The organism is Streptomyces sp. NPDC043861, assembly GCF_056435905.1.
On the sequence record NZ_JBWKDP010000011.1, the window covers coordinates 249,719 to 269,640 of the forward strand.

19 protein-coding genes are annotated in these 19,922 nt (G+C 69.6%); 12 read left to right on the plus strand and 7 right to left on the minus strand.

The features are described 5' to 3' along the window. Nucleotides 1-5 precede the first annotated feature (5 nt). The 3 genes from ilvN to serA all read left to right on the plus strand — a co-directional run bounded on the left by ilvN (nt 6) and on the right by serA (nt 3,477). Nucleotides 6-530 carry an acetolactate synthase small subunit gene (gene ilvN / locus AC068D_RS24990; RefSeq protein WP_019889675.1) on the plus strand — a complete coding sequence of 175 codons (525 nt, stop codon included), beginning with the start codon at nt 6-8 and terminating at the stop codon, nt 528-530. Between the two features lie 109 nt (nt 531-639). Continuing rightward, complete coding sequence (gene ilvC / locus AC068D_RS24995; RefSeq protein WP_478825271.1) at nt 640-1,641, plus strand: ketol-acid reductoisomerase; 1,002 nt, start codon at nt 640-642, stop codon at nt 1,639-1,641. A 234-nt stretch (nt 1,642-1,875) separates the two neighbouring features. Further along, on the plus strand, nt 1,876-3,477 hold the full coding sequence (gene serA, locus AC068D_RS25000; protein WP_478825272.1) for a phosphoglycerate dehydrogenase: 1,602 nt from the start codon (nt 1,876-1,878) through the stop codon (nt 3,475-3,477). Between the two features lie 66 nt (nt 3,478-3,543). On the opposite strand, the gene AC068D_RS25005 is transcribed toward serA, so the two are convergent. Then, nucleotides 3,544-5,112: an MFS transporter gene (locus AC068D_RS25005; protein ID WP_478825273.1), complete on the minus strand. Its 1,569-nt coding sequence runs from the start codon at nt 5,110-5,112 to the stop codon at nt 3,544-3,546. 96 nt (nt 5,113-5,208) lie between these two features. Between AC068D_RS25005 and AC068D_RS25010 the strand changes: the two genes are divergently transcribed. Beyond that, nucleotides 5,209-5,814 carry a TetR/AcrR family transcriptional regulator gene (locus AC068D_RS25010; protein ID WP_478825274.1) on the plus strand — a complete coding sequence of 202 codons (606 nt, stop codon included), beginning with the start codon at nt 5,209-5,211 and terminating at the stop codon, nt 5,812-5,814. A gap of 36 nt (nt 5,815-5,850) precedes the next feature. Then, complete coding sequence (locus AC068D_RS25015) at nt 5,851-6,696, plus strand: GNAT family N-acetyltransferase (RefSeq protein ID WP_478825275.1); 846 nt, start codon at nt 5,851-5,853, stop codon at nt 6,694-6,696. A gap of 120 nt (nt 6,697-6,816) precedes the next feature. On the opposite strand, the gene AC068D_RS25020 is transcribed toward AC068D_RS25015, so the two are convergent. Further along, the gene (locus AC068D_RS25020) at nt 6,817-7,998 is read right to left on the minus strand and encodes a PucR family transcriptional regulator (RefSeq protein ID WP_478825276.1); all 1,182 of its coding nucleotides are present in this window, start codon (nt 7,996-7,998) and stop codon (nt 6,817-6,819) included. 183 nt (nt 7,999-8,181) lie between these two features. Between AC068D_RS25020 and AC068D_RS25025 the strand changes: the two genes are divergently transcribed. From AC068D_RS25025 to AC068D_RS25035, 3 genes are all read left to right on the plus strand, one after another. After that, entirely contained in the window at nt 8,182-9,108 is a 927-nt protein-coding gene (locus AC068D_RS25025) for a proline dehydrogenase family protein (protein ID WP_478825323.1), read from the plus strand. Nucleotides 9,109-9,164: 56 nt separating this feature from the next. Continuing rightward, entirely contained in the window at nt 9,165-10,796 is a 1,632-nt protein-coding gene (gene pruA / locus AC068D_RS25030) for an L-glutamate gamma-semialdehyde dehydrogenase (RefSeq protein WP_478825277.1), read from the plus strand. 148 nt (nt 10,797-10,944) lie between these two features. Further along, nucleotides 10,945-11,184 carry a hypothetical protein gene (locus tag AC068D_RS25035; protein ID WP_478825278.1) on the plus strand — a complete coding sequence of 80 codons (240 nt, stop codon included), beginning with the start codon at nt 10,945-10,947 and terminating at the stop codon, nt 11,182-11,184. Between the two features lie 232 nt (nt 11,185-11,416). On the opposite strand, the gene AC068D_RS25040 is transcribed toward AC068D_RS25035, so the two are convergent. Genes AC068D_RS25040 through AC068D_RS25050 form a run of 3 tightly spaced genes read right to left on the minus strand, consistent with a single transcriptional unit; the run spans nt 11,417 to nt 13,540 of the window. Continuing rightward, a complete protein-coding gene (locus tag AC068D_RS25040) occupies nt 11,417-12,151 on the minus strand; it encodes a hypothetical protein (RefSeq protein ID WP_478825279.1) in 735 nt (244 codons plus the stop codon). Next, entirely contained in the window at nt 12,148-12,486 is a 339-nt protein-coding gene (locus tag AC068D_RS25045; RefSeq protein ID WP_478825280.1) for a PadR family transcriptional regulator, read from the minus strand. Before AC068D_RS25045 ends, AC068D_RS25040 begins: the two co-directional genes overlap by 4 nt. A gap of 49 nt (nt 12,487-12,535) precedes the next feature. Continuing rightward, on the minus strand, nt 12,536-13,540 hold the full coding sequence (locus AC068D_RS25050) for an NADP-dependent oxidoreductase (RefSeq protein ID WP_478825281.1): 1,005 nt from the start codon (nt 13,538-13,540) through the stop codon (nt 12,536-12,538). A 101-nt stretch (nt 13,541-13,641) separates the two neighbouring features. Here AC068D_RS25050 and AC068D_RS25055 point away from each other — a divergent pair, with 101 nt between their 5' ends. Together AC068D_RS25055 and AC068D_RS25060 are read left to right on the plus strand one after the other, a co-directional pair. Beyond that, nucleotides 13,642-14,601 (plus strand): LysR family transcriptional regulator, encoded by a 960-nt coding sequence (locus AC068D_RS25055; RefSeq protein ID WP_478825282.1) that lies wholly within the window; start codon nt 13,642-13,644, stop codon nt 14,599-14,601. A gap of 196 nt (nt 14,602-14,797) precedes the next feature. After that, nucleotides 14,798-14,929 (plus strand): hypothetical protein, encoded by a 132-nt coding sequence (locus tag AC068D_RS25060; protein WP_478825283.1) that lies wholly within the window; start codon nt 14,798-14,800, stop codon nt 14,927-14,929. Between the two features lie 348 nt (nt 14,930-15,277). Here the strand turns inward: AC068D_RS25060 and AC068D_RS25065 are convergent, their stop codons facing one another. Then, nucleotides 15,278-16,882, minus strand: a complete 1,605-nt coding sequence (locus tag AC068D_RS25065) for a purple acid phosphatase family protein (protein WP_478825284.1) — start codon at nt 16,880-16,882, stop codon at nt 15,278-15,280. A gap of 168 nt (nt 16,883-17,050) precedes the next feature. Here AC068D_RS25065 and AC068D_RS25070 point away from each other — a divergent pair, with 168 nt between their 5' ends. Together AC068D_RS25070 and AC068D_RS25075 are read left to right on the plus strand one after the other, a co-directional pair. Further along, on the plus strand, nt 17,051-18,109 hold the full coding sequence (locus AC068D_RS25070) for a 3-isopropylmalate dehydrogenase (protein ID WP_478825285.1): 1,059 nt from the start codon (nt 17,051-17,053) through the stop codon (nt 18,107-18,109). Nucleotides 18,110-18,378: 269 nt separating this feature from the next. Next, complete coding sequence (locus AC068D_RS25075) at nt 18,379-19,479, plus strand: branched-chain amino acid aminotransferase (protein WP_478825286.1); 1,101 nt, start codon at nt 18,379-18,381, stop codon at nt 19,477-19,479. A 270-nt stretch (nt 19,480-19,749) separates the two neighbouring features. Here AC068D_RS25075 and AC068D_RS25080 read toward each other — a convergent pair whose 3' ends face one another. Further along, nucleotides 19,750-19,896 (minus strand): hypothetical protein, encoded by a 147-nt coding sequence (locus AC068D_RS25080; RefSeq protein WP_478825287.1) that lies wholly within the window; start codon nt 19,894-19,896, stop codon nt 19,750-19,752. Nucleotides 19,897-19,922 lie beyond the last annotated feature (26 nt).

The following is a 19,922-nucleotide window of genomic DNA, read 5'->3' on the forward strand; positions in this document are numbered from 1 at the left end:
CCATCATGTCCAAGCACACGCTCTCCGTCCTGGTGGAGAACACCCCGGGCATCCTGGCCAGGATCGCCGCACTGTTCTCCCGCCGCGGCTTCAACATCGACTCGCTGGCCGTCGGCGTCACCGAGCACCCCGACATCTCCCGCATCACGATCGTGGTGAATGTCGAGGACCTGCCGCTGGAGCAGGTGACCAAGCAGCTCAACAAGCTGGTCAACGTGCTGAAGATCGTCGAACTCGAGCCCAGCGCCGCGATCCAGCGCGAGCTCGTCCTGGTGAAGGTCCGCGCCGACAACGAGACCCGCTCGCAGATCGTCGAGATCGTCCAGCTGTTCCGTGCCAAGACCGTGGATGTCTCGCCCGAGGCCGTCACCATCGAGGCCACCGGATCGAGTGACAAGCTCGACGCCATGCTGAAGATGCTGGAGCAGTTCGGCATCAAGGAGCTCGTCCAGTCCGGCACGATCGCCATAGGACGCGGTGCGCGGTCGATCACCGACCGCAGTCTGCGGGCACTCGACCGCAGCGCCTAGCCCGCGCCGCCCCGGTCCGGGCCCGCCCGGATACCGAGACCGTCCGACTCCCTCATCCCTCCCCGCCGTACGGTGGGACGCAACACCGGAACACCCAAGGAGAAACCCAGTGGCCGAGCTGTTCTACGACGACGACGCCGACCTGTCCATCATCCAGGGCCGCAAGGTCGCGGTCATCGGCTACGGCAGCCAGGGTCACGCCCACGCGCTGTCGCTCCGTGACTCCGGTGTGGACGTCCGCGTCGGTCTGCACGAGGGGTCCAAGTCCAAGGCCAAGGCCGAGGAGCAGGGCCTGCGCGTGGTGACGCCGTCGGAGGCCGCCGCCGAGGCCGACGTCATCATGATCCTGGTCCCGGACCCGATCCAGGCCCAGGTGTACGAGGAGTCCATCAAGGCCAACCTGAACGACGGAGACGCGCTGTTCTTCGGCCACGGCCTGAACATCCGCTACGGCTTCATCAAGCCGCCGGCGGGCGTCGACGTCGCGCTCGTCGCCCCCAAGGGCCCGGGCCACCTGGTCCGCCGCCAGTACGAGGAGGGCCGCGGCGTTCCGTGCATCGCCGGTGTCGAGCAGGACGCGACCGGCAATGCCTTCGCCCTGGCGCTCTCGTACGCCAAGGGCATCGGCGGCACCCGCGCCGGCGTCATCAAGACGACCTTCACCGAGGAGACCGAGACCGACCTGTTCGGTGAGCAGGCCGTCCTCTGCGGTGGCACCGCAGCCCTGGTCAAGGCGGGCTTCGAGACCCTGGTCGAGGCCGGCTACCAGCCGGAGATCGCCTACTTCGAGTGCCTCCACGAGCTGAAGCTGATCGTGGACCTCATGTACGAGGGCGGCCTGGAGAAGATGCGCTGGTCGGTCTCCGAGACCGCCGAGTGGGGCGACTACGTCACCGGGCCGCGCATCATCACGGACCAGACGAAGGCCGAGATGAAGAAGGTCCTCGCCGAGATCCAGGACGGCACATTCGCCAAGAACTGGATGGACGAGTACCACGGCGGACTGAAGAAGTACAACGAGTACAAGACCCAGGACGAGAACCACCTCCTGGAGACCACCGGCAAGGAGCTGCGCAAGCTCATGAGCTGGGTGGACAACGAGGAGGCGTAGGCCTCGGTGCGGCGGGCCCCTGCGGGCCCGCCGCACTCCGTTGGACAGCAAGTCCAACCACGGATGGGTGATCCTTCCGCCAAGGCGGAAAACCAGCACCTCCGCACCACTAGAGTGGTCAATACAAACGCGTCAGGTCAGGCCCACAGCGTCGTGCGTCTTCCACGCGGCTAGCCCCCTCCACCGCCTGCGGCCGTCGGGACGGCCGTCCGCATTGGATCAGTGAGGACTCACGTGAGCACTGCGCCCCGTAAACCGGTTGTACTCATTGCCGAAGAGCTGTCTCCCGCGACGGTGGACGCGCTCGGTCCGGATTTTGAGATCCGGCACTGCAACGGCGCGGACCGCGCCGAGCTGCTCCCTGCCGTCACGGACGCGGATGCGATCCTCGTCCGCTCCGCCACCAAGGTGGACGCCGAGGCGATCGCGGCCGCGAGCAGGCTGAGGGTCGTTGCCCGTGCCGGTGTCGGCCTGGACAACGTGGACGTCTCCGCCGCCACCAAGGCCGGCGTGATGGTCGTCAACGCCCCGACGTCCAACATCGTGACCGCCGCAGAGCTCGCCTGCGGACTGCTCGTCGCCACCGCACGGAACATCCCGCAGGCCAACACGGCGCTGAAGAACGGCGAGTGGAAGCGCTCCAAGTACACGGGTGTGGAGCTGAGCGAGAAGGTCCTGGGCGTCGTCGGCCTCGGCCGTATCGGTGTGCTGGTCGCCCAGCGGATGTCCGCCTTCGGCATGAAGATCGTCGCCTACGACCCCTACGTACAGCCCGCGCGCGCCGCCCAGATGGGCGTCAAGCTGCTGACGCTGGACGAGCTGCTCGAGGTGTCGGACTTCATCACCGTCCACCTGCCCAAGACCCCCGAGACGCTCGGACTCATCGGGGACGAGGCACTGCACAAGGTCAAGCCGACCGTCCGGATCGTCAATGCCGCACGCGGCGGGATCGTCGACGAGGAGGCGCTGGCCAGCGCGCTCAAGGAGGGCAGGGTCGCGGGCGCGGGCCTCGATGTGTACGCGAAGGAGCCCTGCACCGACTCCCCGCTGTTCCAGTTCGACCAGGTCGTCTGCACCCCGCACCTGGGTGCGTCCACGGACGAGGCGCAGGAGAAGGCCGGCATCGCGGTCGCCAAGTCGGTGCGCCTCGCGCTCGCCGGTGAGCTGGTGCCGGACGCGGTCAACGTCCAGGGCGGCGTCATCGCCGAGGACGTGCGCCCGGGTCTGCCGCTCGCCGAGAAGCTCGGCCGGATCTTCACCGCCCTGGCGGGCGAGGTCGCGGTCCGACTCGATGTCGAGGTGTACGGCGAGATCACCCAGCACGATGTGAAGGTGCTCGAACTGTCCGCGCTGAAGGGTGTGTTCGAGGACGTGGTCGACGAGACCGTGTCGTATGTGAACGCGCCGCTGTTCGCGCAGGAGCGCGGTGTCGAGGTCCGCCTCACCACCAGCTCGGAGTCCCCGGACCACCGCAATGTGGTGACCGTGCGCGGCACACTGTCCGGCGGTGAGGAGGTCGCGGTCTCCGGTACGCTCGCGGGCCCGAAGCATCTCCAGAAGATCGTTGCGGTCGGTGACTACGACATCGACCTGGCGCTGGCCGATCACATGGTCGTGGCGCGCTACGAGGACCGTCCGGGTGTCGTCGGCACGGTCGGCCGGATCCTCGGTGAGGCCGGGCTGAACATCGCGGGCATGCAGGTCTCGCGTACCGAGGAGGGCGGCGAGGCGCTGGTCGTGCTGACCGTCGACGACACGGTTCCGCAGACCGTGCTGAACGAGATCGCCGAGGAGATCGGCGCGACGTCGGCCCGTTCGGTGAACCTGACCGACTGAGTTCCGCACTGCGACGCCTGCCGAAGGGCCCGGGAGACCGGGCCCTTCGCCATGTGCGGGGGCGGGTCAGTGGGCGGCCACCGGATCGAGGGCCGGTTCCTCGTCCCGCTTGCCGGCCGGCCCGGCCGGGCCCGCGGCACGGAGGAGCAGGGCGGCGAGTACCGCGGCCCCGACCAGCACCACCGCACCGCAGACCGCTGCGGTCTGCATCCCGTGGACGAAGGCGGCACGGGCCGCTTCCAGCAGTACGTCCCCCGTCCGTCCGGGCAGCATCTCCGCGGCCGCGGCGGCACCGCCGAGTGACTCGCGTGCGGCCTCCATGGCCCCGCCAGGCAGACCGGCCGGGGCGGAGCCCGCGATGTCGTCGCGATAGACCGCCATGCCGAGGCTGCCCAGGACGGCCATGCCCAGCGCACCGCCGAACTCCTGGCCCGTTTCCAGGAGCGAGGCCGCCGAACCTGCCTTCTCGACCGGAGCCGTGGACATCGCCAGGTCCGAGACCAGGACCATCACGGTGACCGCACCGCAACCGATGACGGCCGCACCGGTCAGCAGGATCCACAACGAGTCGGTGTCCGTGAGCATCAGGGTCGCGAACCCGGCTGCGGTGAGCAGGAATCCGGCCGAGACCACGTAGGCGCGATGGACCTTCTGGGCGACGGAGCCGGCGAGCGGCCCTGCGGCGCCGACCGCGAGCGAGGGTGCGAGACTCCACAGCGCGGCCTCCAGGGTCCCCATTCCGAGCACCGACTGCAGGTACTGGGTGGTGAAGTAGGCCGAGCCCATCAGGGTGAAGGTGGCCACGGCATTGAGGGAGATGCCCGTGCCGAAGCTGCGGCTGGTGAACAGATCCCGGCTGATCATGGCGTCGTCGCGGCGGCGCTGACGCCGTACGAAGACACAGCAGACGAGGAGACCGCCGGTGATGCACAGGGCCCTGGACGGGTTGTAACCCTCGGCGGCCATCTCCTTCAGGCCGTACACCACGGGCAGGACCGCGCCCATCGACAGCGGGACGCTCAGCAGGTCGAACCGGCCGGGCGCCGGGTCCTTGGACTCCGGCACCAGCACGGGCGCCAGCACCAGCAGAAGCACCATGGCGGGCACATTGACCAGGAAGACCGAGCCCCACCAGAAGTGGTTCAGCAACAGGCCGCCCATCACCGAGCCGAGCGCGATTCCGCCCGCCATCGCCCCGCTCCAGATGCCGATCGCCTGGCTGCGCTGCTTGTCGTCGTGGAACATGCTGCGCACCAGCGCCACCGTCGAGGGCATCAGGGTGGCCCCGCCGATGCCGAGCAACGCCCGTGCGGCGATGAGCATTTCGGCACTCTGCGCGTACGCGGCTCCGATCGAGGCGACCGAGAACGCGACCGCCCCGAGAAGCAGCAGCCTGCGTCGGCCGATGCGGTCGCCGAGCGAGCCCATGGTGATCAGCAGCCCGGCGAGTGCGAAGGCGTAGACGTCGAAGATCCACAGTTGCTGCGTGCTGCTGGGGCCGAGCTCTCGGCTGATGGCCGGTATTGCGAAGTAGAGGACGGAGACGTCCATCGAAACCAGGAGGAGAGGCAGGAGGAGGACGGCGAAGGCGATCCATTCCTTACGGCCTGCTCGGCATGTGGTGGGGTTCGTCATGCAAGGTAATGTACGCATGTATTAAACGAGCGTCTAGTACGTTTGTGTAATACGGCGGTATGGGACGGTCGTATGGCCCGGGAGTACGCTGCCGCCATGGGACATCGTGAGGATCTGCTCGAAGGCGCGAAGCGCTGCCTGCTGCACAAGGGCTTCGCGCGCACCACCGCGCGCGACATCGTCAAGGAGTCGGGGACGAACCTGGCGTCGATCGGCTACCACTACGGCTCGAAGGACGCGCTGCTCGCGCAGGCCTATGTCGACCTGGTCGAGGGCATCGGCGACGACTTCGCCGGCACGGAGCCGACGACGCCCACGTCGCGGCCCGGCTCACTGGAGCGGTTCGAGGAGATCTGGGGGAACATCATCGGCACCATGCAGGGGCCCGACTCACTGTGGCGCCTCAGTATGGAGATCGTGGTTCTGGGCGATCAGATGCCCGAGGTGCGCGACCACTTGGCGAAGGCGCAGCGGGAGGGGGCGCGGGGCCTGATCCCGGCGTTCCTGGGTGGCGAGGAGAGCGAGGTCGTTGACGGCGACATCGACACGGTCGGCAAGTTCTACATGACCCTGATGATGGGACTCATCGCCCAGTGGCGGTTCGACCCCCAGTCGGCGACCCGGGCGGACGAACTGACGGAGGGGCTGCGACGCGTCATCGATGCCGCGGCAGAGACGGGCCGGACGGCCGGCACCCGCTGAACGGAGCGCCGCCGGGCCCGTGATGGGATGGGGCGCATGAGTGCCGGGCCCCTGCGTGACCGCATCGAGCAGTACTTCGCCACCGTGCCCCTGGGGTTCGCGGAGGCCGAGGACTTCGGCTCCTTGAGCCTGTTCGTGCGAAGGGCGGCGGGCGCCCCCTACTACGGGGGCCCCTACCACGCCCGGCCCACCTCGGCGAGCCCCGTCACCGCCGACGACATCGCCCGGGTGCGCGCCCGGCAGCACGAACTCGGCGTGCCGGAGGCCTTCGAGTGGCTCGCCGAGGTGACCCCTTCACTGCGCGCCCGGATCGAAGCGGCGGGTCTCCCGGTGGCCGAGCGTTCGCTGATGACCCTGGATGCGCACCGGCCGCTGTCCCGGCCGTCTCTGCCGCAGGGCGTCACGATCCGGGCCGTGGACGCCGACGACCCGGCTCTGCCCGCTGTTCTCGCCCTACCCGGACTGGCCTTCGCCGCGGAGGGCACGGCGGTGGGCCCGGTGGGTCCCGCGGAGCTGGCCGCGGCGACCCGCGAACTCACCGAGGACGGCACGGTGGCAACGGTCCGCCCCTGCCTCCGTGCCGGTCACAAGACTCTCGTCGCGGCCTTCGCCGCGGACGGCACCCCGCTTGCTGCGGGCCATGGTCATCCGGCGGACGGCGTCACCGAGATCGGCGGTGTCGGCACCCTTCCCGCCGCCCGGCGTCAGGGCCTCGGCGCCGCTGTCACGGCGGCCTTGGCCGCACATGCCCGTGACCACGGTGTGCACACCGTCTTCCTCGCGTACGCGCACGACGTCGTCGCCCGGATCTACGCCGGCCTGGGCTTCCGGCCCGCCGGCACCACCCTGCTGATCGCCAATCAGCCGGCCCGCGGTCAGTAGACCGCGCCGGTACGGTCCCCCGGCCATCGGCCGGCGTCACCGCTGCACGGCGAAGCGTCCGGTCATGGGCCCGCGTGGGGGCCGCTCCACGGGCGACGTTCCCGCGACGGCGCGGCACCGCTACAGCCGCGCGGCCTTGAGGGCCATGTGGAGCAGCAGACGGTCCTCGCCCGCGTCCAGGTCGAGGCCGGTCAGCTGCTCCACCCGCGAAAGCCGGTAGTAGAGCGTCTGCCGGTGGATGCCGAGCGCCGACGCCGCACGCCCCGCCTGGCCGGCGCAGTCGAGGAACACCTCTGCCGTACGGGCCAGTTCGGCGTGCGCCGGGGCGAGCAGCGGAGCCGCCGCCGGGTCCGGGGAAGGGGACGGGGGCAGCATGCCCAGCAGCCGGTACGGACCGATCGAGGACCAGTCGGCCACCGGGCCGAGACCGGGCTGGGCGAGCACGGCGCGGACCGTGGCGGTGGCCTCCCGCCAGGAGACGTCGAGTTCGCCGATGCCACGGCGGGGGAGCGCCACCCCCGCAGTGCTGCCGAGCCGTGCCGCCGCGGCGTGGGCGGGGCCGGGGGCGTCGGCCGAGCGGAGGCGCACGAGCGCGGCGAGCGCATGCGTTCCGTCGCCGGGCGAGCCGTCCCCGGGTGCCGCCTCCCTGGGCGTCCGGCCCTCGCCCCGCGGACCGGTCCAGGGGACGGTACACAGTGCCGACGTACCGGGGACCGTATGCGGCGAAGGGGCTTGTGCCGATTGCCAAGGGGCCACGCACACCACCGCATGGAGCCCGTCCGCGGCCGGCCCCAGCGCCGTGCGCAGGGCGGCGAGGGCCATGTCGTACTGCCAGCCCCGCTCGGCCGTGAGTACGGCGCGGAACTCCCGCGACAGATCCGACCCCACCCGCTCCTCGTCCGCGAGCAGTCCCCCGATCCGCTCCGTCACGGCCATGGCAGCGGCCAGCCGGTCGTGCGTCGGGCCCGGCTCGGCGTCGAGGAGCCAGACATAGCCGAGGACGATGCCGTGATGCCGGACGGGCAGGCAGATCCGGTCACGGAAGACCCCGGCCTCGGGCGCGGCCGGGATCCGCACCGGCTGGGTCGCGCGGGCGATACCGAAGCCCTCGAACCAGGCGCGCACCGCCGGTGTGGACTTTCTGGTCAGGATCGAGCGCGTACGCACCGGGTCCATCGCGCTGTCGTCGTCGCTGTCGTGCGCGCCGAAGGCGATCAGTCCGAAGTCCCGGTTCTCCAGGGTTGCCGGGGCGCCCAGCAGCCCCGAGATCTCGTCCACCAGCTCTTGGTAATCGCCCTTCACCCGGACATTCTCGCACCGGACGGACCGCTCTTCAGACATATGTCTGAAGAGATCGGTCCGGATGCGTGACAGCTGTCGATGGCCCAGCATCGGAGCGATATTTAGGTTTCACGGTGGTTCTCCGTGCCGTACCCGGACCGCCCGGTTCCGGCCACCCTCGATCCCCGTTCCGTGGAGGTACCCGTGCTGGGTCCCGTGATCCTCGCCGCGTCGCGCAGCGACAAGATGCGCCGCCTCGTGTCGGCAGCCCCGGTGACCAAGCCCGTGGTCAACCGGTTCATCCCCGGCGAAACGGTCGACCAGGTCATCCCGATCGTCGTGGACCTGACCGGCGACGGGCTCGAGGTCACCCTGGACGTCGTGGGTGAGGACATCACCACGCGCGAGCAGGCCGCCGCCGCCCGCGACGCCTATCTGGAGCTGATCGAGCACCTCGCCGGCCTGGGCCTGGGCACCAGGGCCGAGATGTCGGTGAAGCTCTCGATGTTCGGCCAGTCCCTCGAGGGCGGTCATGAGCTGGCACTCGCCAATGTGCGGCCGGTCGTCGAGGCGGCCGCCGCCATCGGCACCACGGTCACCCTGGACGCCGAGGACCACACCACCCTCGACTCGATGTTCGCCATCCACGAGGAGCTGCGGAAGGACTTCCCGCAGACCGGCTGCGTCATCCAGGCGTATCTCTTCCGCACCGAGGACGACGCCCGCCGCCTCGCCGCGAACGGCAGCCGCGTACGCATCGTGAAGGGCGCCTACAAGGAGCCCGCGTCCGTCGCCCACCAGGACAAGGCCGAGATCGACAGGGCGTACGTCCGCATTCTGAAGATTCTGATGGAGGGCGAGGGGTACCCGATGATCGGGTCCCACGACCCGCGACTCATCGCCATCACACAGGAGCTCGCGCGCCGCGCCGGGCGCAAAATGGACGAGTACGAGTTCCAGATGCTGTACGGCATCCGCAGCGACGAGCACCTCCGGCTGGCGGCCGAGGGCCACCGGATGCGCGTCTACACGGCGTACGGCACCGACTGGTACGGCTACTTCATGCGCCGCCTGGCCGAGAAGCCGGCCAACCTGCTGTTCTTCGTCCGGTCGATGATCACCAAGAACTGACCCCAGGGCCCCAGGACTGAGCCCTCCCACCCCTCTCAAAAGGAGTCAAGGAACTCATGGACGCTGTGACCCAGGTCCCCACCCCGGTCAACGAGCCGGTGCAGAGCTACGCCCCCGGTTCGGCCGAGCGCGCCCGTCTCGAGGCCAAGCTCAAGGAGCTGGCCGAGAACCCCATCGACCTCCCGATGACCATCAACGGTGTGAAGCGCATGGGCGGCGGCGAGCGCGTCGACGTCGTGCAGCCGCACAACCACCGGGCCGTCATCGGCACCTTCGCCGGCGCCACCCGTCAGGACGCGCAGGACGCGGTCGACGCCGCCCTGGCCGCCGCTCCCGCATGGCGCGCGATGTCCTTCGACGACCGCGCCGCGATCATCCTGCGCGCCGCCGAGCTGCTGGCCGGCCCGTGGCGCGAGACGCTCGCGGCCTCCACCATGCTGGGCCAGTCCAAGACCGCCCAGCAGGCCGAGATCGACACCCCGTGCGAGCTCGTCGACTTCTGGCGCTTCAATGTCGCCTACGCCCGCCAGATCCTGGCCGAGCAGCCGCCGGCCAACTCCCCGGGTGTGTGGAACCGACTGGACCACCGCCCGCTGGAGGGCTTCGTCTACGCGATCACGCCGTTCAACTTCACCGCGATCGCCGGCAACCTGCCCACCGCCCCCGCCCTCATGGGCAACGTGGTGGTCTGGAAGCCGTCCCCTACGCAGACCCACGCCGCCGTGCTGCTCATGCAGCTGCTGGAGGAGGCCGGTCTGCCCAAGGGCGTCATCAACCTGGTGACCGGCGACGGCATCGCCGTCTCCGAGGTGGCCCTGAACCACCCCGACCTGGCCGGTATCCACTTCACCGGCTCGACCAGGACCTTCCAGCACCTGTGGAAGACGGTCGGCAACAACATCGAGAAGTACCGTTCCTACCCGCGCATCGTCGGCGAGACCGGTGGCAAGGACTTCGTCGTCGCCCACCCGAGCGCCGACCGTGCCGTTCTGAAGACCGCGCTGACCCGCGGCTCCTTCGAGTTCCAGGGCCAGAAGTGCTCCGCGTCCTCGCGTGCGTACATCCCGGCCTCCATCTGGAACTCGGGCTTCAAGGAGGAGTTCGCCGCCGAGGTCGACGGCATCAGGATGGGTGATGTCACCGACCTGACGAACTTCATCGGCGCCGTCATCGACGAGCGTGCCTTCGCCAAGAACAAGGCCGCGATCGACCGTGCGAAGGAGGACTCGACCTGCACGATCGTCGCAGGTGGTAGCTACGACGACTCGGTCGGCTACTTCGTCCGTCCGACCGTCATCGAGTGCACCGACGCGGAGAACGAGGTCTTCACGACCGAGTACTTCGGCCCGATCCTCGCCGTCCACGTCTACGAGGACGACAAGTACGACGAGATGCTGGCGCAGATGGAGTCCGTGTCGGCATACGCCCTGACCGGCTCGATCATCGCCGGTGACCGTGCCGCCGCGGCCGACGCGATGGACAAGCTCCGCTACGCCGCGGGCAACTTCTACATCAACGACAAGTCGACCGGCGCCGTCGTCGGCCAGCAGCCCTTCGGCGGGGGCCGCGCCTCCGGCACGAACGACAAGGCCGGTGCCCCGCAGAACCTGATGCGCTGGACGCTGACCCGCGCGATCAAGGAGACGCTGGTCGCGCCGACGGACTACGGCTACCCGCACATGGGCTGACGCCCGCCCCGGGCCCGAGGGCCCGTCCCGTGAACCCCGCCCCCCGCCGGTACCCCCACTTCCGGCCGGGGGCGGCTCACGTCCGGCGGGTGCCGCCGGCCGGGCTTACGCTGCTGGGGAAGGGGGGCCCGCGCCGAGGAGGGACAACATGCCTGGTTCCACGACACTCGGCCCCGGCCACGGGGTCGACGCGATCGACCACCCCGATGCGCAGCGGCTCGCTTCGGTCATGAAGGAGCTGCACCGGCTGCTGGACAAGGGGGGACCGGACCGGATCACGGATCCGCAGGTCGCCGCATTGTGCGGAGGCGAGGGGCACCACCGGGAGGAGTTCACCGAGTGGGTGGGGCGAGTTACCCGGCAGCTCGAGAAGACCACCAAGGCCTGAGGGCCGGCGACGCCGGACCGAGGCGCTGAGCACGGGCGGCCCGGGCCGCCTCCCGTACGAAAAGGCTTCCCCGTACCTCCGCCCGGTTGACGTCACGTCCTTCCCGATCCGTCGCCGTCGCGCTGCTCTTCGACCGGCGCGACGGGACGTGCTCCGAGGGAGCCGGGGGCCGCAGCCCGCTGCCCGGCCCGGCCCGGTCGAGCCCTGATCCCGGGCCTCGCACGCCTGGGCCTCAGTCCTCGCTTCCCCTGGCGAGGTCACGCTTCAGCCCGAAGCCCGCAGCAGCTCCCCCGGTCGCCGCGCAGGCCACGGAGGCGTACCAGGGGACGTCGTACGTCCCGGTGAGAACCATGACCAGGAGGGCGACCACGCTCAGCGCCCAGACGCCGAGCAGCGCCTGCATCCCGCGGCTGAAGAAGTAGGTGCGCCGAGGTGCCGGGGGCAGCGTGTCCAGAGCCGCCGCCGGTCCCGTGCTGGCCGCCTTCGTGCGCTTGAAATACGCGTAGAACATCCACTGGCCGCACAGCTCCCAACCCTCCGGGGACAGCCGTGCGAGCACCTGGGCACGTCTCCTGCCGCCCACGATCTCCCGGCGGTACTCCCAGCGGAGTGCGGAACCCGGCTCTCGGCGGCACACGAACCGGCCGATGCCGTCGAGTCGTTCCACCTCCCAGCCCTGGTCGCCGTGGATCGCGAGAAGCCGGAGGTCATTGTTGATGTCGGCGGTCCAGATCCAGGTCTCCGCCTCCTCCGCCGGCTCCGTCGCGGCGCCCTGCGTCGCCCGCCCGCCCAGCTGCGCGGCGAACTCGGCCACGGGGCCGAACTCCTCCTCGGCGGTGGCCCCCGTCTCGTCCAGATGGGCCCTGAGCTCGGCGACGGTGGCATCGGTCTGGCCCTCCGGCACCCCTGCGGCCCGCAGGGCGCCGGCCAGCTCGGCGAAGTAGGTCGAGCCTTCGGTGGTGGTCATCGTGTTCCCCCTGTGGACAGCATGGTTCTGACGGTGGTGTGGAAGCCCAGCCAGGCCTCGCTCTCGGCGGCGAGGTGCTCTTGCCCGTGCGCGGTCAGCCGGTAGTAACGGCGCCCCGGTCCGCGCTCCGCGGCCCTGAACTCGCCCACCACCAGCCCGGCTTCCTCGAGCCGGTTGAGCACGGGATAGAGCGTCCCGCCCTTGATCTGTCCGAGTCCTGCCTCGGCGAGAGCCTTGGAGATTTCGTAGCCGTAGCTCTCGCCCCCCGTCAGGCAGGACAGGACGAGCAGGTCGAGGACGCCTTTGAGCCAGCTGGATCTGCGGTCTGTGGCCATGTCTGTATTCCAGCACCACCTAGATAGGAATGCAACCTATCTAGCTAAACTAGCTGGGTAGGGACACCAGCATCTTTCCGGTGTTCTCTCCTCGGAGCATCCCGAGGAACGCGTCCACGATCCGTTCGAAGCCCTCCACCACCGTCGTGTCGCTCCCGATCCGCCCGCTCTGCAGATGCGGGACGAGGAAGTCCTCGAACTCCTCCTGCACATCGATGTGGTGGCGTACCAGCACGCCCTCCAGTCGCAGCGACTTCCGGACCACGTCGAAGAGATTGCGCGGTGCCGACGGCGGCTCGGTGCTGTTGTACTGGGCCACGGCGCCCACCCAGGCGATCCGCCCGAATTCCCGCAGCGAACCGATCGCCCCTTCCAGGTGGTCCCCGCCGACGTTGTCCACGTAGGCGTCGATGCCGTCCGGGGCCGCCTTCGCCAGCAGGTCGGCGACCGGTCCCTGGTGGTAGTCGAAGGCGGCGTCGTAACCCACCTGCTCGGTGAGGTACCCGACCTTGGCCGCGGAGCCCGCACTGCCCACGATCCGGCTGGCGCCCAGCAGCCGCGCGATCCGGCCGGCAGCGGTGCCGACGCCGCCCGCGGCCGCCGAGACGAACAGGTCGTCGCCCTCCTGCAGCCGCAGGGTCCTGGTGAGGGCGGCGTAGGCGGTGAGACCCGTTCCGCCGAGGATGCCCAAGTGGGCGGCGAGCGGGACACCTTCGTACGAGCGGATCTTCCTTGTGCCGTCCTCGCCGAGTGTCACCAGCGCGTGCGTGCGCCAGCCCTTGCGATGGAAGACCAGATCGCCGTCCTTCAGGCCGGGGGCGCGAGAGGCGAGGACGCGGCCGATGCTGCGTCCCTCCAGCGGGGTGTGCAGCGCGAAATCCCCGTTCATCATTCCGCGGTGGTACGGGTCCACGGACCAGTGGAGGTTCTCCACCAGTGCGGTGCCGGGGGCGGGCTGCGGTACGGGGCCCTCCACGAAGGTGAACTGACCGGCGGTCGGAAAGCCGGTCGGGCGGGCGGTCTGCTGCACGGTGAGCGAGGTCTCGTTCGTCATGATCGGGACCGTAGGACGGAACCGGAACACCGGGCAGTGCGTTGCGTCGATGGAACGGCCGTATCCATGAACGGCCCGCATACAACGAGGTGAGAGACCCGATGTCCGAACAGGCGCCGCCCGCAGCCGCAGCCGCAGCCGCACCCGTCGACGTGGACGTGGACGTCCGTGCGCTGCGGATCCTGGTCGCCGTCGAGGGTGAACGTGGCTTCTCGGCCGCCGGGGCCGCGCTCGGCATGACCCAGTCGGCGGTCTCCCACTCGGTCCGCGGCAGCGAACGCAAGCTGGGGGCCGTGCTGTTCGAGCGCGGGCGGCACGGCGCACGCCCGACCGCCGCGGGACTGCGCGCCGTGGCACACGCCCGGCGCATCCTCCGGCTGCTGGACAGCATGGCGGCCGAGGTGCGGGGCACGGCGGGGAACGAAGTGGCCGGGCCGCTGCGGATCGCGGCCTTCCGCAGTGCGGCTCTGCATCTGCTGCCGCCCGCGCTGGAGCGGCTCACACGCAGGCATCCCGGCGTCGTGCCCGAAGTGCGGGTGGTACGCGAGGTGGGTCGCGGCACGGCGGGTGAGGTCGCGGACGGACGTGCCGACCTCGGCATCGCGACCATCGGGACGAGCTCGCCGGTACCACCGGAGCTGGTCGGGGGAGTGCTGGTGGAGGAGGGATACGCCCTGGTGCACCCGGCCGGGCATCCGGCTCCGCGCTCGCTGCCGCTCGTCGACTGGATGGAGAACTGCAGCTCGTACACGCGCGCGTGGTGGGCGGAGCAGGAATGGCTGCCGAAGGCCACCGTCGTGGCCGAGGACGACGGAGCAGTGCTCTCGATGGTCAGCAGGGGATTCGGCATGGCGATCATGCCTCGGCTGTCGCTGATCGGAGCACCGGACACCGTGGGGATCACCGATCTCGGACCGGAGCGTCCGACCCGCTCGGTGGGCTACGTCACCACACCGGAGCAGGGCAGAACCCTCGCCGTGCGCGCGCTGATCCGTGAGCTCAGGGCGTTGTCGCCGATGACGCTTCAAGATCGCGTCTCAGATAGTAGGAAGTCCGACTAATTGTAGAGACAGAGCGGCCGGGCTCCCTTAGCGTTGTAGAAGCCGAACGTCTCGCTCGATCAAGCGAATGGCGGTCGTGAGCCGGTGCCCCCAGGCAGGCAACCCCTGCGGCCCGCTCCCCGCCCCTTCCGGCCCCTCGCAGATACGTCATGCGGCCGAACGGCCGCGTGGCACCTCATCTCAAGGAGTCGACACCATGTCCGAGACGACCCTCCGCCGCCGCGTCCGTCATACGCCCCGCACGACTGAGTCCGACCGCAAGAACGCCGCCGCCGCACTGCAGCGAGCCCTCGACCGCAGGGACAACGGCGGCGAGACCGGCCACTAGGTCCTGTCCGGGCCCGAGAACATCGCCCGGACAGCTACAGGGCCTCTCTCTGGATCTTGCCGGGCTCGTGTGCCCCGGCACGCACGCTCGCAGCGTTGTCGTGAGTCGCCCCGCGTGGGCTCCTTCCTCCGCCTCGCGATCGCACGCACCGGACCCGGCTCACCGATCCGGCCCGATCCGAACGAAAGACCCCGGGCCGTCTCCACCGGATCTCGCCCGACCCGACCGCGCTACGAGCACCGCACCTCGCCGCGCTGTCGGGTCACCCGGGTGCTCCGGTGCTCGCCGGCCCCTCCGGAGACGATCCACCGCACCGGCGCAGGCGGGTTTCTCGGCAGTGCTCGCCGGTCACCGCCCCTGGGCGGAGCGTGTGACCTCGAAGCAGTCGATGCGTTGGCCGCTCTCGGCGAGCGCTGAGACCTTCAGCTTCGGAGTCGCGCCGGTCTCCACCTCCACTGCGAGGAAGGAGAAGCCGGTGTACCGGACGCGCGACCATTCGACCGTGTCCGGGTCGGGCAGCCGCAGCTTGGTCCAGTGGAACGTCACGATGTGGTCGTGGTCGTGGACGTTGCCCTCGTAGCTGTCCTTCACCCCGAGCCCGAAGCCGTACAGGCCTGCGCCGGCGCCGCCCGCCGTGACGTACACGATGCCGTCCCGTGTCGGGTCGGTCGTCGCCCCGACCGGCACCGGCTTGCCGACCTCGCCGCCCTTGATGGCGTCCGTTCGCTCGTAGACATGGTTGTGTCCGTTGATCACCAGGTCCACCTGATGCTTGGTGAAGAGCGGCAGCCATGCGTCCCGCGGACCGCCGTCCGAGGCGTGCGTCGACGTCGAGTACATGCAGTGGTGGAAGAAGACGACCACGAAGTCGACCTCGGGCCGGGTGCGCAGCTCACCGAGGCGCTTGTCCAGCCATGCGGTCTGCGCGCCGTCCGTGTAGCCCTTGTTGGCGGGGATCTCGTACGAGACGTCGTTGGCGTCCAGCGCGACGACGCCCACATTGCCGTACACGAACGAGTAGATCCCCGGAGCGCTCCTGGCATCCGGGCCGTTCCCGGGGAGCGACCAGCGCGCGGACTGGCCGCCGTAACCGTTCGGTGAGTACCAGGCCTCCATGTCGTGGTTGCCGGTGGTGACCATCCACGGCACTCGTGAGGCGACGCTCTCCGTCTGGGCGAGGAACTGGTCCCACACTCGCGCGTCGTAGGTGTCCGATTCCTTGCCGTGCCCGCTGGTGTCGGCGTAGCAGATGTCGCCCGCGTGCAGATGGAAGGAAGGGTTCTGACCGAGGATCAACTGGTCGTTCGCCAGGGCGTCATAGCTCACGCCCTGGTCGCCGAAGGCGGTGAAGACGAACCTCTCCGGCGTTGCCGGCGCCGTGCGGAACGAGCCGATCGTCGACATCCGGGAGGCGTCCGCCGGGTCGAAGCCGTCGTGGCCGACGCCGTAGTAGTACGTCGTTCCCGGCTTCAGTCCGTCCAGGCCCGCATGCAGGTAGTACTGGTCGACCGCCGGCAGTTTCCGCGAGAGCGACGGCGTGTGCAGCGGGCGCACCTCGGCCTCGATCTTCCTGCTGAGCTCCCATGGCTTCAGTCCGATGCGCACATACGGCCGCTGCACCGCGAACGGCACCTGCCAGGAGATCCGCATCTGGGTCCTCGGGTCGGCGCCGAAGGCCAGATGGCGGCCGAACGGGGCGACGAACGAGCCGTCGACCTCGGCCGTGGCGGTCGCGGTGACGAGTGTGGGGGAGGCCGTGGCCGCGCTCGCCCGGCCGGCGAGCAGCCCGCCGCCGGCAGCGGCGAGGCCGCCCGCCAGCCCGCCGGTCAGCGCGCCGCGCCGGGAGACCCTGGGGCGGGCGTGCCGGGCACGCAGATACTCGTGCTGTTCGGGCATGCTCATGCCATGCGCGAGCCGCTCGGGGATCCCGACCCGTGGGGTGTCTTCGGTCATGCGGGGAAACTTGCCAGTAACTTACGGCCCCCGGCCAGACTTCGGATGAACAGATTTCAACGAAATTGAGTGCAGGCCTCCGCACATTCCGTCCGTACGCCCGTGCTGGCGCCGTCCGTATGGTGGACGGTGCGTGTCAGGCGCTGGGACGCGGAGTACGGTTCCGGTATGTCTCGCAGCATTGATCTCGCAGTGATTCCCGGTGACGGCATCGGTCAGGAGGTCGTGGCACAGGGCCTCAAGGTCCTCTCGGCCGTGCTTCCTGAGGATGTGAAGCTGGAGACCAAGGAGTACGACCTCGGCGCCAGGCGCTGGCACCGCACCGGAGAGACCCTCCCGGATGCGGAGCTCGACTCCCTCAAGAACCATGACGCGATCCTGCTCGGCGCGATCGGCGATCCGTCCGTACCGTCCGGTGTCCTGGAGCGCGGACTGCTGCTCAAGCTCCGCTTCGCCTTCGACCACTACGTCAATCTGCGTCCGTCGAAGCTCTTCCCGAACACCGCGACCCCGCTGGCCGGTCGTCCGGACATCGACTTTGTCGTCGTCCGCGAGGGCACCGAGGGTCCGTACACCGGCAACGGCGGTTCGCTGCGCACCGGAACGCCCGCCGAGGTCGCCACCGAGGTCAGCGTGAACACCGCGTACGGCGTCGAGCGTGTCGTCCGTGACGCGTTCGAGCGGGCCAACTCCCGCTCCCGCAAGAAGCTGACGCTGGTGCACAAGAACAACGTCCTCGTGTACGCGGGCCACCTGTGGAAGGGCATCTTCGACAGGGTCGGCCAGGAGTACCCCGAGGTGACCACCGACTATCTGCACGTCGATGCCGCGACGATCTTCTTCGTCACCCAGCCGGAGCGCTTCGACGTGATCGTCACCGACAACCTCTTCGGTGACATCCTCACCGACCTCGCCGCTGCCGTGACCGGCGGCATCGGTCTGGCCGCTTCCGGCAACATCAACCCGACGGGAGAGTTCCCGTCCATGTTCGAGCCCGTCCACGGTTCCGCGCCCGACATCGCGGGCCAGGGCAAGGCCGACCCGACGGCGACGATCCTGTCCGTCGCGCTCCTGCTGCGGCATCTCGGCTACGAGGCCGAGGCCGCCCGGATCGAGGACGCCGTCGCCGCCGACCTGGCGGAGCGCGGTGCGCCGGGCTCGGCGGGAGGCGCCACCCGTACCACCGACGAGATCGGCGATGCACTCGCCGTACGAGTAGCGGGCTGACCCGTCGACTCTCGAAACCTCGAAGCCGCCGGGCCACACGACCCGGCGGCTTCACCTGTGCGGCCTCCGGGTGCCACCATCAAGCCATGGGCCGCACTCACGCTGTTCTGCTCCGGTCCCCACGCACTGCGATAATCGAGCGTGGGGCCGCACCTTGCGGGGAAGCTCGGACGTCCTAGTACAGACGTATTGACGTATGGACGTACTGGTGTTCCGGAAGCAGACGTGAAAGCGGTCCGTCACAAACACACGGTGAAGGACACGCAGACATGACGACGACCACGATCGAGCTCAAGCCCTCCTCGAACCCGCTGGCCACCGCGGAGCGCGAGGCGATCCTGGCCAACCCCGGATTCGGCCGCCACTTCACCGACCACATGGTGACGATCAAATGGACCGAGGGCCGTGGCTGGCACGACGCCCAGCTCACGCCTTACGCGCCGCTCTCCATCGACCCGGCGAACATGACGCTCCACTACGCGCAGGAGATCTTCGAGGGGCTTAAGGCCTACCGCATGCCCGACGGCTCGGTCGCGACCTTCCGGCCCGACGCCAACGCCAAGCGCTTCCAGATCTCCGCCCGCCGCCTGGCCATGCCGGAGCTCCCTGTCGAGACCTTCATCGCGGCCTGTGACGCCCTGGTCCAGCAGGACAAGGACTGGGTCCCGGCGCACGGCGGCGAGGCGTCGCTCTATCTGCGTCCGTTCATGATCGCGACCGAGGTCGGTCTGGGTGTGAAGCCGGCCAACGAGTACCTGTTCCTGGTCATCGCGTCGCCCGCCGGACCCTACTTCCCGGGCGGCGTGAAGCCCGTCTCGATCTGGCTCTCCGAGAACTACGTGCGTGCCGTGCCCGGCGGCATCGGCTTCGCCAAGACGGGCGGCAACTACGCCGCGTCCCTGCTCGCCCAGGCCGAGGCGGCGGAGCAGGGCTGCGCCCAGGTTGCCTACCTCGACGCCGTGGAGCACAAGTGGGTCGAGGAACTGGGTGGCATGAACCTGTACTTCGTGTACGGCAACAAGATCATCACGCCCGAGCTCACCGGCTCGCTCCTCGCCGGTATCACCCGTGACTCGCTGCTGAAGCTCGCCCGCGACCTCGGCTACGAGGCCGAGGAGGGCCGGGTCTCCATCGATGACTGGAAGCGCGACACCGAGAACGGCACGCTGCACGAGGTCTTCGCCTGCGGCACCGCGGCCGTCATCACCCCGATCGGTACGGTCAAGTCCGCCGGCGCCGAGTGGACCCAGGCGGACGGACAGCCCGGCAAGGTCACCATGGAGCTGCGCAAGGCGCTGCTGGACATCCAGACGGGCAAGGCCGACGACGTCCACGGCTGGATGCGTGAGCTCGGCATGCCCCTGCACTGACCGGAGGGTCTGCCGGAGGCCCGTGGCGTCCGGTGCGCGGGGTCTCCCCAAGGCCCGCCGGGCCGAGGAATCCCGGGATCGCCCCCGTACGGGCGCCCCACCCGGTTGACTGCGACAGGCTGTGACGCGCCGTGCGGCGCATCGCGGGCCGGTGAACCTTACGGTCACCGCACCGGCAGGCGGCGGCCCGGCCTGCAGACGGCGAAGGCCCCCGCGCGTACCCGTGCGGGGGCCTTCGCCGTCTGCTCGTGTTTGTCGGTTCGTATTCCGTCAGCGACCGCGCCGGCGTCGGCGCCTGCGCTCGGCGACCTTGGACGAGCCGTCGGGCCCGAGGCCGATCAGGGCGTCACCGAAGAGGTAGATCAGGCCCGCGACCCCTCTGACCACCTTGCCCAGTACGAACGCAGCCTCTTCCATGTTTCCTCCCCGTTCCGGTCCCCGGC